Origin of the sequence: Alcanivorax sp. P2S70 (assembly GCF_000475295.1) — a bacterium.
Classification (GTDB): domain Bacteria; phylum Pseudomonadota; class Gammaproteobacteria; order Pseudomonadales; family Alcanivoracaceae; genus Alcanivorax; species Alcanivorax profundi.
The window spans coordinates 1-510 of the sequence record NZ_AXBZ01000074.1 but is presented as its reverse complement, the minus strand read 5'-3'; the positions used below and the strand labels follow the sequence as shown (position 1 = coordinate 510).

Annotated in this window: 1 protein-coding gene; it reads right to left on the bottom strand. The window is 55.9% G+C overall.

Translation table 11 applies throughout. From position 1 onward, the window contains the following. Window positions 1–43 precede the first annotated feature (43 nt). Window positions 44–510: citrate/2-methylcitrate synthase (locus Q672_RS32765; protein WP_022986774.1), on the bottom strand; the 467-nt coding region annotated here is incomplete at its 5' end.

Sequence of the window (510 nt, the reverse complement as noted above, 5' to 3'; positions counted from 1 at the left end):
CTTGCAAGCAAGCTCCCACAAAGAGCTAAACGCTAAAAAGCGATTAGCCACGCTCTGCGATCGGAGTAACAGAACGCAGATCTTCACCCGTGTAATCCGCACTCGGACGGATGATGCGGTTGTCTGCACGCTGCTCCATCACGTGGCCAGCCCAACCGGTCAGGCGGCTCATCACGAAGATCGGGGTGAACAGCTTGGTCGGGATACCCATGAAGTGGTAAGCAGAGGCGTGGAAGAAGTCAGCGTTACAGAACAGCTTCTTCTCGCGCCACATGACTTCTTCACAACGTACGGAAACCGGGTACAACACGGTGTCACCCACGTCGGCGGCCAACTTCTCGGACCATTCCTTGATGATCGCGTTACGCGGATCGGAAGTGCTGTAGATCGCGTGACCGAAGCCCATGATCTTTTCCTTGCGCTCCAGCATGCCCATCATTTCCTGCTCGGCGTGATCGGCAGAAGTGAACTTCTCGATCATGTCCATGGCAGCTTCGTTGGCGCCACCGT